At 61.8% G+C, this 14249-nt stretch carries 10 protein-coding genes; 8 read left to right on the forward strand and 2 right to left on the reverse strand.

The genetic code is table 11. The features are described 5' to 3' along the window. The first annotated feature begins 110 nt into the window (after window positions 1–110). From PMI21_RS04765 to PMI21_RS04740, 6 genes are read left to right on the forward strand one after another with little or no spacing between them, the layout of a single operon-like run. Window positions 111–956: a sulfotransferase family protein gene (locus tag PMI21_RS04765; protein WP_007940990.1), complete on the forward strand. Its 846-nt coding sequence runs from the start codon at window positions 111–113 to the stop codon at window positions 954–956. A 50-nt stretch (window positions 957–1006) separates the two neighbouring features. Continuing rightward, window positions 1007–7954, forward strand: coding sequence for an Ig-like domain-containing protein (locus PMI21_RS04760; protein WP_033064193.1), 6948 nt, complete (start codon window positions 1007–1009; stop codon window positions 7952–7954). A 41-nt stretch (window positions 7955–7995) separates the two neighbouring features. Further along, a complete protein-coding gene (locus PMI21_RS04755; RefSeq protein WP_007940992.1) occupies window positions 7996–9510 on the forward strand; it encodes a TolC family protein in 1515 nt (504 codons plus the stop codon). Next, window positions 9494–10099, forward strand: coding sequence for an adenylyl-sulfate kinase (gene cysC / locus PMI21_RS04750; protein ID WP_007940993.1), 606 nt, complete (start codon window positions 9494–9496; stop codon window positions 10097–10099). The genes PMI21_RS04755 and cysC overlap by 17 nt, the downstream gene beginning before the upstream one ends. Next, complete coding sequence (locus PMI21_RS04745; RefSeq protein ID WP_007940994.1) at window positions 10096–10881, forward strand: aspartyl/asparaginyl beta-hydroxylase domain-containing protein; 786 nt, start codon at window positions 10096–10098, stop codon at window positions 10879–10881. Before cysC ends, PMI21_RS04745 begins: the two co-directional genes overlap by 4 nt. Further along, a complete protein-coding gene (locus PMI21_RS04740) occupies window positions 10869–11840 on the forward strand; it encodes a sulfotransferase family protein (RefSeq protein WP_007940995.1) in 972 nt (323 codons plus the stop codon). The genes PMI21_RS04745 and PMI21_RS04740 overlap by 13 nt, the downstream gene beginning before the upstream one ends. On the opposite strand, the gene PMI21_RS04735 is transcribed toward PMI21_RS04740, so the two are convergent. Together PMI21_RS04735 and PMI21_RS04730 are read right to left on the reverse strand one after the other, a co-directional pair. Beyond that, complete coding sequence (locus PMI21_RS04735) at window positions 11806–12564, reverse strand: slipin family protein (RefSeq protein ID WP_007940996.1); 759 nt, start codon at window positions 12562–12564, stop codon at window positions 11806–11808. The two genes, PMI21_RS04740 and PMI21_RS04735, sit on opposite strands and share 35 nt — an antisense overlap. Before the next feature lie 22 nt (window positions 12565–12586). After that, window positions 12587–13114: an NfeD family protein gene (locus tag PMI21_RS04730; RefSeq protein WP_007940997.1), complete on the reverse strand. Its 528-nt coding sequence runs from the start codon at window positions 13112–13114 to the stop codon at window positions 12587–12589. A 214-nt stretch (window positions 13115–13328) separates the two neighbouring features. On the opposite strand from PMI21_RS04730, the gene PMI21_RS04725 reads away from it, so the two are divergent. Next, entirely contained in the window at window positions 13329–13796 is a 468-nt protein-coding gene (locus tag PMI21_RS04725) for an aminoacyl-tRNA deacylase (RefSeq protein ID WP_007940998.1), read from the forward strand. 120 nt (window positions 13797–13916) lie between these two features. Beyond that, on the forward strand, window positions 13917–14162 hold the full coding sequence (locus PMI21_RS04720; RefSeq protein ID WP_007940999.1) for a DUF2789 domain-containing protein: 246 nt from the start codon (window positions 13917–13919) through the stop codon (window positions 14160–14162). Window positions 14163–14249: the final 87 nt, after the last annotated feature.

Raw genomic sequence — 14249 nt, forward strand, 5'->3', positions numbered from 1 at the left:
TATATAAATCGCGTTTTCCAGTCGATTTAGCTCCGATTTGATATCAAAACACCACTAGCTGTAGGGCCATTCATGGTCTACGCTCCGTCGTACAAAGGACTGAATGACGGGTGAATGGATTGCAACAATTCCACTTTATCTCCGGTTTGCCGCGCTCGGGCTCGACCCTGCTTTCTGCCATTCTTTTGCAGAACCCGCGTTTTCATGCCGGCATGACCAGCCCTGTGGGCGCACTTTTTTCCGGTGTCCTGGAGCAATGCAGCGCCGGCAGCGAATTCGGCGCGGTGATCGACACTGATATGCGTCGCCGCCTGTTGCGCGGCCTGTTCGATTCTTACTACGCCGACAAGGCCGACAAACCAGTGGTGTTCGACACCAACCGCTTGTGGAGTTCGCGCCTGCCGGCGATCAGCGATCTGTTCCCTCAAGCCAAGATCATTGCCTGTGTGCGTAATGTCGCCTGGGTCATGGACAGCATCGAGCGCCTGTACCGCGCCAATCCCTTCGAAAACACCAAGCTGTTCGGCGATGCGGTCGAGCGCAACACGGTCTACAGCCGCTGCGAAACCCTGGCCCAGCGCAATCGACTGGTGGGGTTTTCCTGGGCCGCCCTCAAGGAAGCCTATTACGGCGAACACGCCGACTCACTGCTGATCATCGATTACGACCTGCTGAGTCAAGCGCCGGAGCGGGTGATGCGGCTGGTCTACGACTTCATCGGCGAACCCTGGTTCGAACATGATTTCGATCATTTGGCCTACGACGCGCCGGAATTCGACCAGGCCCTTGGCCTCTCGGGGTTGCACAAGGTGAAGGCCAAGGTTCAATTGCAGTCCAGGCGCACGATCCTGCCGCCGGACTTGTTCAAGCAGTACGCCGAGTTGTCCTTTTGGCTCGATGGCTCAGCCAGCGCTGCCAATGTCATTCGTATGAAAGCCGACGCCGCGATCAGTTGATCGAGGCGTTTTCATTGATCTGTCAAAAAGTTCGAGTCCGGGTGAGCAGCATGTGGTGGAGCAAAGGCAAGTCGCGGGTTACTCAAGGCGCACGAGCGCTGGCCTCGCCAATGATTATGTCCCTGGAGCCGCGCATGCTGTTCGACGGCGCGGTGGCCGCCACGGTTGCCGATACCGCCCAGGCTGACAGCCATACCACCGCCGACGCGGTCAAGGCACCGACTGCCGATCAGTCGGTCGCCAGCAAGGACACCCACGGCCAGGCCGATGCCACGCCAACCCCGACGCCTGTCGCGGTGCCGGGGCAAAGCGTGGTGTTCATCGATTCGCGGGTCAAGGACGCCGACAGCCTGCTTAAAGGCGTCGCGCCCGGCACTCAGGTGGTTCAGCTGGACGCGAGCAAGGACGGCTTGCAGCAGATTGCCGACTACCTCGATACCCATCAGGGCATCAGTTCGGTACAGATCATCGCCCACGGCAACGCAGGCGATCTGTGGCTGGGTAATAGTTATCTGTCGGCCGATAACGTCGCGGCCCGCAGCGCCGTGCTGGCGGAAATCGGCAAGGACATGAACGTTGGCGGCGACATTTTGATCTACGGCTGCTACACCGCCGAAGGCGAGCGCGGCTTGAGTTTCGTCGACTCGCTGGCGCAACTGACCGGCCGTGATATCGCCGCTTCCAGCAACCGCACTGGGGTGGGTGGCGACTGGAATCTGGAAATTGCCACCGGCAACATTGAAAGCGCCAACGTCCTCTCGACCACGGCCATGAGCGACTATCAGTGGGGCCTGGCCACCTGGACCGCCACCAACAACGCCAACACGGGCGTCGGCTCGTTGCGTGCCGCCCTCGCCTCGGCGCAGAACGGCGATATTGTCACATTCGGCAGCGGCATGACGGTGCAGTTGACCTCCGAGTTGCTGATCAACAAGAACGTCTACGTTGATGGCGACTTGAACAACGACGGTGTGGCAGATGTGACTCTCGATGGTCAGTACAAGACCCGAGTGGTTGAAGTGAGCTCAGGCAGTATCGTCACGCTCGATGGCCTGGTGATCACCCGTGGCCTGGTGTCGGGCAATGGTGGCAACGGTGGCTACGGTGCCACGGGCGCGATGGCCGGGGGTATTTTCAACGCCGGGGTTCTGACCCTCAACAACGTTACCGTGACCTCCAACGCCGCATCCGGTGGCGGTGGCGGCGGCGGTGTCACCGGCGCTTTTTACGGCGGTGGCGGTGGTGGCGGCGGCGGCTTGGGCGGCCAGGGCGGCGGGCATGGCGGTTCGGCAGGGCCGGGCACCGGCACGTTGGGCGGCCAGGCGGGCAGCGGCGGTGTCGGTGGTTATGGCGGCGGTTATGACGCCACCCACATGGGCGGTCGCGGCGGTACCACCACTGGCGGTGCTGGCGGGGTGGGCGTTTCCTATTACAGCAACGGCGGTAACGGTGCGACAGCCACCAATGGCACGATTTCCATTGGCGGTGGCGGCGGCGGGGCCGGTTGGGACAAGGTAGGTGGTGCTGGCGGCAATGCGGTGGGCGGGATCTACAACGCCAGCAGCGGCACCATCACCGTCATCGGCACGTCGACCATCAGCAACAACATCGGCGCCGGTGGCGGCGGTGGCGGTGGCGGTGGCCAAGGCAGCAATGCCAGTAATGGCGGCATTGGCGGCCGGGGCGTCGGTGCGATCTGGAACAAAGGCACGCTGCTGATGACGGCCGCCAACTTCGCGGCCCTGGCCGGTAATGCCGCGGCCAGTGGTGCAGGCGGTACCGCGCAGGGCGGAGGTTCAACCGGCACCTCGCCGACCTCCTTCGCGACCATCTACAACGACGGTGGTGTACTCAACACCGCGTATGCGCCACCGCCGACCGCGACCATTGTGGTTGCTGACACCACATTGAGCATCGGCGAAACGTCCTTGGTGACGATCACCTTTTCCGAGGCCGTGACCGGTTTCACCAATGCGGACCTGACCATCGCCAACGGCACCTTGAGTGCGGTAAGCAGCAGCGATGGCGGCATCACCTGGACAGCAACGTTCACCCCGTCCGCCAGTATTTCCGATACGACCAACGTCATTATCCTGGACAACACCGGGGTGATAAACGGTCTGGGCACCGCCGGCGTCGGCACCACCAACTCCAATAACTACACGGTCGACACCGTACGCCCCACCGCGACCATCGTGGTGGCGGACACTGCGCTGAAAGTCGGCGAAACCTCGCTGGTGACCATCACCTTCAACGAAGCGGTCACCGGCCTCACCAACGCCGACCTGACGATTGCCAACGGTACGCTCACGGCGGTGAGCAGCAGCGATGGTGGCATCACCTGGACGGGAACCTTCACCCCAACCGCCAGCATCACCGATACGACCAACCTCATCACCCTGGACAACACCGGAGTCAGCGACCTGGCGGGCAACGCCGGCAGCGGCACCACCGACTCCAACAACTACGCCGTCGATACGGTGCGCCCGACCGCCACGATTGTGGTGGCCGATACAACGCTGACCGCGAGTGAAACCTCGCTGGTGACCATTACGTTCAGCGAAGCGGTGAGTGGTTTCACCAACGCCGACCTGACCATCGCCAACGGCACGCTGAGCGCGGTGAGCAGCAGCGATGGCGGCATCACCTGGACCGCGACCTTCACGCCGTCGGCCAGCGTCAATGACACCACCAACCTGATCACCCTGAACAATACCGGGGTCAGTGATCTGGCGGGCAACACCGGCAGCGGCACCACCAATTCGAACAACTACGTGATCGACACCGTCCCGCCGACCGCGACCATCGTGGTCGCCGACAACGCACTGAAAATCGGCGAAACCTCACTGGTGACCATCACCTTCGATCAGGCGGTGAGCGGTTTCACCAACGCGGACCTGACCATCGCCAACGGTACACTCACGGCGGTGAGCAGCAGCGACGGCGGCATTACCTGGACGGCGACCTTCACCCCGACCGCCAGCATCACCGACGCGACCAACCTGATCACCCTGGACAACTCTGGCGTGCAGGCGGCCGCCAGCGGTAACGTGGGCATTGGCACGACCGACTCCAACAACTATGCCATCGACACCGTGCGACCGACGGCCACGATCGTGGTCGCGGACACGGCGTTGAAAATCGGCGAAACCTCGCTGGTGACCATCACCTTCTCCGAGGCGGTGAGCGGTTTCACCAATGCGGACCTGACCATCGCCAACGGTACACTCACGGCGGTGAGCAGCAGCGACGGCGGCATCACCTGGACCGCAACCTTCACGCCTTCGGCGAGCATCAACGACACCACCAACCTGATCACCCTGGACAACACCGGCATCAGCGATCTGTCGGGTAACGCCGGTAGCGGCACCACCGACTCCAACAACTACGCCATCGACACCGTACGCCCGACCGCCACGATTGTGCTGGCCGATACGACGCTGACCGCGGGCGAAACCTCGCTGGTGACCATTACCTTCAGCGAAGCGGTGAGCGGTTTCACCAACGCCGACCTGACGATTGCCAACGGTACGCTCACGGCGGTGAGCAGCAGCGACGGCGGCATCACCTGGACCGCGACATTCACCCCGACGGCCAGCATCAATGACCCGACCAACCTGATCACCCTGAACAACACCGGGGTCAGCGATCTGGCGGGCAACTCTGGGAGCGGCACCACCAACTCGAACAACTACGCGATCGACACCGCCCCGCCGACCGCGACCATCGTGATAGCCGACAACGCACTGAAAATCGGCGAAACGTCACTGGTGACCATCACCTTCGATCAGGCCGTAACCGGTTTCAGCAATGCCGACCTGACCATCGCCAACGGCACCTTGACCTCTGTCAGCAGCAGCGACGGCGGCATTACCTGGACGGCGACGTTCACCCCGACCGCCAGCATCACCGACGCGACCAACCTGATCACCCTGGACAACACCGGCGTGCAGGCCGCCGCCAGCGGTAACGTGGGCACCGGCACGACCGACTCCAACAACTATGCGATCGACACCGTGCGCCCGACGGCCACCATCGTGGTCGCGGACACGGCGCTGAGAATCGGCGAAACCTCGCTGGTCACTATCACGTTCAGCGAAGCGGTCAGCGGTCTTACCAACGCCGACCTGACCATCGCCAACGGTACACTCACGGCGGTGAGCAGCAGCGATGGTGGCATCACCTGGACCGCAACCTTCACCCCGAGCGCGAGCATCAACGACACCACCAACCTGATCACCCTGGACAACACCGGCATCAGCGACCTGGCGGGCAACGCCGGCAGCGGCACCACCGATTCCAATAACTTCGCCATCGACACTGTTCGCCCGACTGCCACGATTGTGCTGGCCGATACGACGCTGACTGCGGGCGAAACCTCGCTGGTGACCATTACCTTCAGCGAAGCGGTGAGCGGTTTCACCAATGCCGACCTGAGCATCGCCAACGGTACGCTCACGGCGGTGAGTAGCAGCGACGGCGGCATCACCTGGACGGCGACCTTCACCCCGACCGTCGGCGTGAATGACTCGAGCAACGTCATCACCCTGAACAATACCGGTGTCACCGATGTGGCCGGCAACACCGGCAGCGGCACCACCAACTCCGGCAACTACACCATCGATACGGTGCTGCCGACGGCGACCATCGTGGTGGCCGACAATGCGTTGAAAATCGGTGAAACGTCGCTGGTGACCATTACCTTCAGCGAAGCGGTGAGCGGTTTCACCAATGCCGACCTGACCATCGCCAATGGCACCTTGACCGCCGTCAGCAGCAGCGACGGCGGCATCACCTGGATCGCGACCTTCACCCCGACCAGCGCCATCACCGACACCAGCAACGTCATCACTCTGGATAACAGCGGTGTGACCAACGCCTCGGGCAACGCCGGTAGCGGCACCACTGACTCCAACAACTACGCCATCGATACCGTACGCCCGACAGCCACCATCGTGGTCGCGGACTCGGCGCTGGCGGTGGGTCAGACTTCGGTGGTGACCATCACCTTCTCCGAGGCGGTGACCGGCTTTAGCATCGCCGACCTGACGGTGAGCAACGGTATTCTGAGCAGTCTGAGCACCAGCGATAACATCACCTGGACCGCTATCCTGACGCCGGCGGCGAGCATCACCGATACGACCAACGTGATCACCCTGGACAACACCGGGGTGGCCGATGTGGCCGGCAACACCGGCAGCGGCACCACCGACTCCAACAACTACGCTGTCGACAGCCAGCGTCCGACGGCCACCATTGTGCTGAGTGATTCGACCCTGAAACCGGGGGAAACCGCCCTGGTGACCATCACCTTCAGCGAAGCGGTGACGGGGTTCGACAACAGTGACTTGAGCGTCGCCAACGGTACCTTGAGCGCGGTGAGCAGCAGCGACGGCGGCATCACCTGGACCGCAACCTTCACCCCGACTGCCGGGGTTACTGATGCCAGCAACCTCATCACCCTGAATAACAGCGGCATCTCGGACCTGGCCGGCAATACCGGGTTGGGCACCACCAACTCGGCCAACTATGTGGTGGAAACCCAGATACCGACCGCCACCATCGTAGTCGCCGACAATGCCCTCAAGGCCGGTGAAACATCGCTGGTAACTATTACCTTCAGCGAAGCGGTGAGCGGTTTCACCAACGCTGACCTGACCGTCGCCAACGGCACTCTCAGCAGCGTTTCGTCCAGCGATGGCGGCGTGACCTGGACCGCGACTTTCACGCCTACGGCCAGTGTGACGGACACCACTAACCTGATCAGTCTGGATAACAGCGGAGTGACCAACGGGTCGGGCAACAGCGGCGTCGGCGTGACCGATTCCAACAACTACGCGATCGACACCGCTCGCCCGACCGCGACCATTGTGGTCGCGGACAATAAACTGGGGATCGGCGAGACCACCACGGTGACCTTTACCTTCAGTGAAGCGGTGTCCGGTTTCGACCTGTCGGACATCAGCGTGGCCAATGGTGTGCTGTCCAACCTGGCCAGCAGCGACGGCGGTGTAACCTGGACCGCCACGCTCACGCCGACCGCGAGCATCAACGATGCGACCAACCTGATCCTGCTCGACACCGGCAATGTGCTCGACGCTGCGGGCAATGCCGGCGCCAGCATCGCCATCTCCAACAACTACGCACTCGATGCGACCCGTCCGACCGTCAGCATCGTGGTTGCCAACCCGGTCCTGGGGATTGGCCAGACGACGCTGGTGACCTTCACGTTCAGCGAGGCGGTCAGCAATTTCGATTTGTCGGACTTGAGCGTGACCAACGGTGAACTGACCAATCTGGTCAGCAGCGACGGCGGCAAGACCTGGACCGGCACCTTCACGCCCGCCGCGAACATTACCGACCCGAGTAACTTCATTGCGCTGGACACCAGCAATGTGACGGACCTGGCAGGCAACTTGGGCGCCAGCGTCGCGGTATCCAATAACTACAGGATCGACACCGTACCGACGCCCCCCCCCTTGGTCTTGACACCGGTGGTCGTCGCCGATCCACCGAACGTGCCATTGCAACCGATCATCTTCACCCCACCCACTGGCGATCTCGGCTCGCCGCTGACCTTTGCCCCGCTGTTTGAACAACGGGTGATCGGCAACGGCATTCGCCCTCTGGGCGACATATTCATCAACCACGGGGCGCTGACGCCGAGCTTCATCGCGCAGGTCTTCAGCAGCAGCGAAAGCGGTGGCGATGGCTCAGGCCACGGCTTCCTCGGTTTTGGCGGGGGCGATGGCGGGGTCTTCGGCAGCAGCACGCTGTCGAGCCTGTTCAATCAGAACACCAGTAGCGAGGGGGATTCGCTGAACACCTTTGGTAATCAGTCAATCAAGGCGGGTGATGCTTCCCAAGGGCTGCGCGGTGTGTTTGGCGCACCGACTCTTGGCCAGCAATTGCAACAGCTCAAAGACACCGAGCAGCGGCAGGTCGACAGCCTCGCCGCGGCTTTGCAACAGGTCGGCATCAGTGAAATGCAGGCCTGAAAATACCATTAAAGCAGTGCGGCACTGGGGGCAATACAAGGATGAAAAAAAGTCAGAAGTTGTTCGGCGCCAGCCTGCTGGCGCTGGCGATCAGTGGATGTGCAGTCACCAGTAAACCGATTGAACGCAGTGTCAGCCAGCAGCGCGCCCAAAGCGATCTGCAAAGCATGTACAAGGGGCAGGAGCCCCTCAGCGGTCCGTTGACCCTGCACCAGGCCATGGCCCGTGCGGTGAAATACAACCTCGAAGGCCGGCTCAAGATCATGGAAGAGGCCCTGGCCAAGCGCCAGCTCGACCTTGCCAGTTTCGACATGCTGCCACGCATGGCGCTGGATGCCGGTTACGTGGGGCGTAACAACGTCAATGCCTCCAGCAGTCAGAGCGTGGAAACCGGCACCCAGTCCCTGGAACCGTCGACCTCCCAGGACCGCGACCGTGACGTGGCGGACCTGACCATGGTCTGGAACGTGCTCGACTTCGGTGTCAGCTACATCAGCGCCAAGCAGCAGGGCGATCAGCGGCTGATTGTGCAAGAGCGTCGGCGCAAGGTGATCAATACCATCGTTCAGGACGTACGCTCGGCCTATTGGCGAGCCATGGCCGCCGAACGGTTGCTCAAGCAAATCGACAGCCTGATGGCCCGGGTCGAAACCGCCCGCAACAATAGCCAAAGCATGAGCGAGCAGCGTATCGGCGATCCGATTCAGGCATTGGGTTATCAGCGCTCGCTGATTGAAGCCACCCGGCAACTGGAAGAGCAACGCCGCGCGCTGTCGCTGGCGAAAACCGAATTGGCGACCCTGATCAACCTGCCTCCGAGCACCGAGCTGACGCTGGCGACCCAGGACGATTACGTCATTCCGGAACTCAAGGTCGACCTTGCCAGCCTGGAACAGGAAGCCCTGACCAGTCGGCCGGAGTTACGCGAGCAGGATTACCAGACCCGCATCAGCGCCGCCGAAACCCGTAAAGCCATGTTGCGCCTGCTGCCGGGGCTGGAGTTCTCCGCCGGCGGGCATTACGACAGCAACTCGTTTTTGGTGGAGCAGGGCTGGGCGGATTACGGGGTGAAAGTCACCTGGAACCTGTTCAACGTGATTTCCGCACCCGCCGCGATCGACGTCGCCAAGGCCGGCGAAGAAGTCGCCACGGCACGCCGTCAGGCGATGTCCATCGCAGTGCTGGCCCAGCTCTACGTGGCCAACGCTAACTATCGCGAAGCATTGCGGCAGTTCCAGACCAACCAGCAACTGTCGAACATCGACGGGCAAATCGTCGGCCAGTTGCGCAACCGCTATCAGGCGGCCGGGCTGGGTGAACTGGATTTGATCCAGGGTGAGCTGAACACGTTGCAGGCCGATCTGCGTCGCGACCTGTCCTACGCTGACCTGCGCAACGCTTACGGGCAAATCTTCGCCAGCGCCGGTCTCGATCCGCTGCCGGACGAGGTGCAATCAACCGAAGTCCAGTCCATCGCCACGGCACTGGCCAATCGCGAAGAGGCGTGGGCGGCGGGCGATATCACGGTGCCGGTGGCCCATGCCCCGGTCCACTAACCTGCTGGCGCCGACGGCGAGCATCAGCCGTGCCCAACGGGAGGCCCGCAACGGCCATCGCGGCACGGCGATTCTGCTGACCGGTTTACCGGCGGCGGGCAAGTCGACATTGGCCCAGGCACTGCACGCCGAGCTGTTCGAACATGGCGTGCAGAGTGTGGTGCTCGATGGCGATGGACTGCGGGTCGGGCTCAATCGCGATCTGGGGTTCACCGACGGTGATCGCCTGGAAAACATTCGCCGCGCCAGCGAACTGGCGGCGCTGTTGGTGGAGAACGGGCAGATTGTCATCCTCGCGATGATCGCGCCCTTGGTGGAGTTGCGCGAACTGTTTGCCCGACGGCTGGGCGAGGATTACCGCGAAGTCTGGTGCAGCGCCTCTTTGACGGTGTGTGAACAGCGTGATCCCAAAGGTCACTACGCCCGGGCTCGACGGGGTGAGTTGGCGGGGTTTACCGGTGTCTCCGCGCCTTACGAGCCACCGCCGTGTGCGTCGCTGGTGCTCGACACGGGCGCGCAATCGATCGAGGCCTGTCTTGACCGTTTGCTGACCTGGCTCGGCGAATGCGCGGTGCTGCCGAAACGATGAGCCGGCCGGCATTCTCCCGACTGCCGGTGACGGTGGATTTGCCGTTGCTGTTGCAGGCACTGGCGGCGATTGGCGAGGACGACTGGCACGGTCATTTCAACAGCGCTTACTACACTGGCGACTGGAGCGGCGTGGCGCTGATTTCCGCGGCCGATGCCTTGACCGAGCTGGCACCCGGCCGCGGTGAACCTCAATGGCGCGAACCCTGGCGACGGGATGCCCGATGGCAGCAAGGCCTGCGGGATCTGCCGCTGGAGATCGTCTGCGCGCGCCTGTTGCGACTCGGTCCGGGCGGGCGTATCCACGAGCATCGCGACTATGACCTGGGCGAACCGGAGGCGGACTTGCGTCTGCACATCCCGCTGCTCAGCCCACCTCAAGTGGACTTCATGCTGGACGGCCAACGCATGCCGATGGCCGCTGGCGAATGCTGGTATCTCGATCTGGCGCGGCCTCATCGCGTGGACAATCGCGATACCCAGGCACGGATTCATCTGGTGCTCGATTGTCGGCCCGGTGCCTGGCTGGAGCAGGCGATTATCGATGGGGTGGCAACCACGCCGTCGCCGCTAATCGGTCATCAAGCTTTAGAGCAATTCAAGGCACTGCTGGCCGGCGATCCGCAGCTGTGCAAGACCTTGCAGGGATTGCGGGACAACGAAGCCTTTGTCGCACGCACTCTGGAGCTGGCCGCCGAGCATGGCCTTGTGTTCACCCGCGAAGAGCTGCGCGCGGCGATGCGCGACGGTCGTCGCCAGTGGACTGAACAATGGAGCGCCTGAACCTCGAAGGCTGGTTGCCGATTCGCGTGTGGCAAGAGGCCGGGCAATGGCAAGTCGACTGGTGCTGGTTCGGTGATACGCGGCTGCATCAGCCGTTTTTTCGTGACGCCGTGGAGGATGCGCTGCGACTGCCGTTCAATCAGGCGTTTCGCCGAAAAACGGCATTGTCGACCCTCGCTGACTGGCAGGTTTGCAGCCCCGGTCTGACGCCGAGCGCCTTTATCTTTCACGCCTCCCGCTGTGGCTCGACCCTGATCAGCCAGATGCTGGCGCAACTCGACAATCACATTGTCATCAGCGAACCCCCTTCGCTGGATGCCTTGCTGCGCAGTGATCTACCCGCCGTCGAACGGCGTGCCGCCATCAAAGGATTGCTGTCTGGCTATGGACAATGCCGGCGGGGTGCGGAGCAACGGCTGGTGATCAAGCTCGACGCCTGGAACATCGGTGAACTGGCGTTGCTGCACGAGTGTTTCCCCGAAACGCCGTGGCTGTTTCTTTATCGCGATCCGCTGGAAATTGCGGTCTCGCATCTGCGTCGCCCGGGCGTGCACATGGTGCCGGGGATGATCGGCGCCAGTGTGCTGGATGACGAGCTTGCGTTCAGCGGCCGTGAAGATTACATCGCTCGGCGGTTGGGGCGGTTGCTGGCGTCGGGTTTGGCGCAATGCCAGGCGTTTGGCGGCTGGGCGGTGAATTACAGCGAACTGCCGCAAGCCATGGCGGGGCGGTTGGCAACGTTCTTTGCTTTGGACATCGAGCAGCGCAGGCAGGTGTTTGCGGCGGTGGGGCAACATGCCAAGCAGCCGTCGCAGGTGTTTGTCGGCGACGGCGATGACAAGCGTCGCGAAGCCTCAGCGCTGCTTCGTGAGCGGGTGGAGTTTTGGGCTCGAAGGCCTTATGAGGCGTTGGAAAAAGAACGACTCACGATTTCGTCGACAAATCCGCCATCCCCTTGAGCAATTCGATCGGCAGCGGGAAGACGATGGTCGAACTCTTGTCCCCGGCAATCGAACTCAGCGTCTGCATGTAGCGCAACTGCATGGCCCCCGGCTGACGCCCGAGCATTTCGGCAGCCTGCATGAGTTTTTCCGAAGCCTGCAATTCGCCTTCGGCGTGGATCACCTTGGCCCGGCGTTCCCGTTCGGCTTCGGCCTGTTTGGCGATGGCGCGAATCATCGATTCGTTGAGGTCCACGTGCTTGATCTCGACGGTGGCCACCTTGATGCCCCAGGCGTCGGTCTGGGCATCGAGTACTTGCTGGATGTCGACGTTCAGCCGTTCCCGTTCGGCCAGCAATTCATCGAGTTCATGTTTACCGAGCACTGCCCGCAACGTGGTCTGGGCCAGTTGGCTGGTGGCCATGAGAAAGTCTTCGACCTGAATGATCGCCCGTTGCGGGTCGAGCACGCGGAAATACAGCACCGCGTTGACCTTGACCGAGACGTTGTCGCGGGTGATCACGTCTTGCGGCGGTATGTCGAGCACCACGGTTCGCAGGTCGACGCGGACCATTTGTTGAACCGCCGGAATCAGCAGGATCAGGCCGGGGCCCTTGACCTGCCAGAAGCGTCCGAGCTGGAACACCACGCCGCGTTCGTATTCACGCAGGATGCGGAAGGTCGACCCCGCCAGTGCAATCAGCAATAACAGGAGCGCGGCAAAACCCAGTTGCAGACCCATGACTATTCTCCGCCATCATTGTTCATGCGGGCGCCGCGTCAGCCGCGACCACTTCCAGCAATAGACCCTTGCGTGCCACCACCCGGACCTGTTGGCCCGGTTGCAGCGGTGTTTGGCTCTTTACTTGCCATTGTTCGCCTTGCAGGTGCACCCAGCCGACATAAGCATTGCCCGCCTGCAACGACGTTATCGGCGTCACGCTGCCGAGCAATTCGGCGTCGCCGCTGACATTGCGGCGCGGTCGGGTTTTCAAGGCGCGGATCAGCAGGAAAATCAGCAACAGTGCGCTGATCAGCCCCAGGCCGATCATCAAGGGAACAGGGACTTCGGCATTGCTCAGAATCACCGCGCCGATCACGAACATCACAATGCCGCCCAGACCGACCACACCGTAATTGGGCAAGGCCGCCTCGGCGATCAGAAACGCGATGCCGAACGTTATCAGCCAGATCCCGATGGGGTCGGGAACCAGCACTACGACGGTATCCTCCGCCAATACCGGCCCGCTCAAGGCCAGCAGCAGCGCAATTACACAGCAACGAATGTTCACTTGACCCTCCGGGAGAGTCATCCGTCCGCGAGCCGTTCGTGGCTCTGTGTACAAGTCTAGTTGAGCCTGCGGCTGTATGAATTTTGACCAGTTGTCGACCGCGTCCGACGGGCGGATTTCCCGCCGGATCCCACCAGCGGGCCTAGACTTTTAATGGAGAGAAAAAATTCTAACCATCGTCCGCCATTCGTTGTTGCGGACACCGAGGTGCATCATGCGTATGGCAAAAACCGTGCAGACCAGCCTGGACAAGGCGCACTGCGAATATGACATCGTTTCCCATCCGCACTCGGCCAGCAGCCTTGAAACGGCGCGGCTTGCAGGCATTCCTGCCGAACGGGTGGCCAAATCGGTGATCCTCGACGATCGCCACGGGCATTACTTGATGGCCGTACTGCCCGCCAGCCGTCACCTGGACCTGAGCAAAGTCCGTGGCAGCAGCGAATGGCAAGTCACCCGGGAAAGCAACCTGCCGCACCTGTTCGACGATTGCGAACGCGGCGCCGTGCCTGCATTGGGCGAATCCTATGGAATGGACATGGTCATTGACCCGATGCTGACCCGGCAGAAAGACATCTACCTCGAAGCCGGCAACCACAACAACCTGGTACACATGAGCGTACCGGAATATCTGAAAATGGTGCCGCATGCCGAGGTCTGCGAGTTGAGTCTGTCGGCGTAACCGCCGTCATCGCGGGCAAGCCCACCTACACAGGAATTGCGAAAACCCTGTGGGAGCGGGCTTGCCCGCGATTGACCGCGCCGCGGTCACCCCATTCCAGCCATCAAGAAGGAGCCCGACATGGAATCCCCCACCCACAGCCTCCCAGCCCTGTTCAAACAACTCGGCCTGCCAGACGACGCCGAAAGCATCGATAAATTCATCGCCACCCATTCACCACTCAAACCCGAACTGCACCTGGCGGACGCATTCTTCTGGAGCGAGAGCCAGGCGGAGCTGCTGCGTGAGGAAATTCTGGATGACGCGGATTGGGCAGAGGTGGTGGATCAGTTGGATGTAATGCTGAGGAAGGGGCGGGGGGTGTAAAAAAATCTGGAGAAAAATGGCGAAATGTAAAAAAACTGGTGAGTGGTAAAAAAACTGGGCAGAAACTGAATTTGTTAGCTTTTTCCG

The organism is Pseudomonas sp. GM18 (assembly GCF_000282195.1).
Classification (GTDB): domain Bacteria; phylum Pseudomonadota; class Gammaproteobacteria; order Pseudomonadales; family Pseudomonadaceae; genus Aquipseudomonas.

Coding starts and splice junctions, on each gene's coding strand:
- PMI21_RS04760 (WP_033064193.1), top strand. CDS start 1,007: ATGTGGTGGAGCAAAGGCAAGTCGCGGGTTACTCAAGGCGCACGAGCG.
- PMI21_RS04740 (WP_007940995.1), top strand. CDS start 10,869: ATGGAGCGCCTGAACCTCGAAGGCTGGTTGCCGATTCGCGTGTGGCAA.
- PMI21_RS04725 (WP_007940998.1), top strand. CDS start 13,329: ATGCGTATGGCAAAAACCGTGCAGACCAGCCTGGACAAGGCGCACTGC.
- PMI21_RS04755 (WP_007940992.1), top strand. CDS start 7,996: ATGAAAAAAAGTCAGAAGTTGTTCGGCGCCAGCCTGCTGGCGCTGGCG.
- PMI21_RS04735 (WP_007940996.1), bottom strand. CDS start 12,564: ATGGGTCTGCAACTGGGTTTTGCCGCGCTCCTGTTATTGCTGATTGCA.
- PMI21_RS04720 (WP_007940999.1), top strand. CDS start 13,917: ATGGAATCCCCCACCCACAGCCTCCCAGCCCTGTTCAAACAACTCGGC.
- cysC (WP_007940993.1), top strand. CDS start 9,494: ATGCCCCGGTCCACTAACCTGCTGGCGCCGACGGCGAGCATCAGCCGT.
- PMI21_RS04745 (WP_007940994.1), top strand. CDS start 10,096: ATGAGCCGGCCGGCATTCTCCCGACTGCCGGTGACGGTGGATTTGCCG.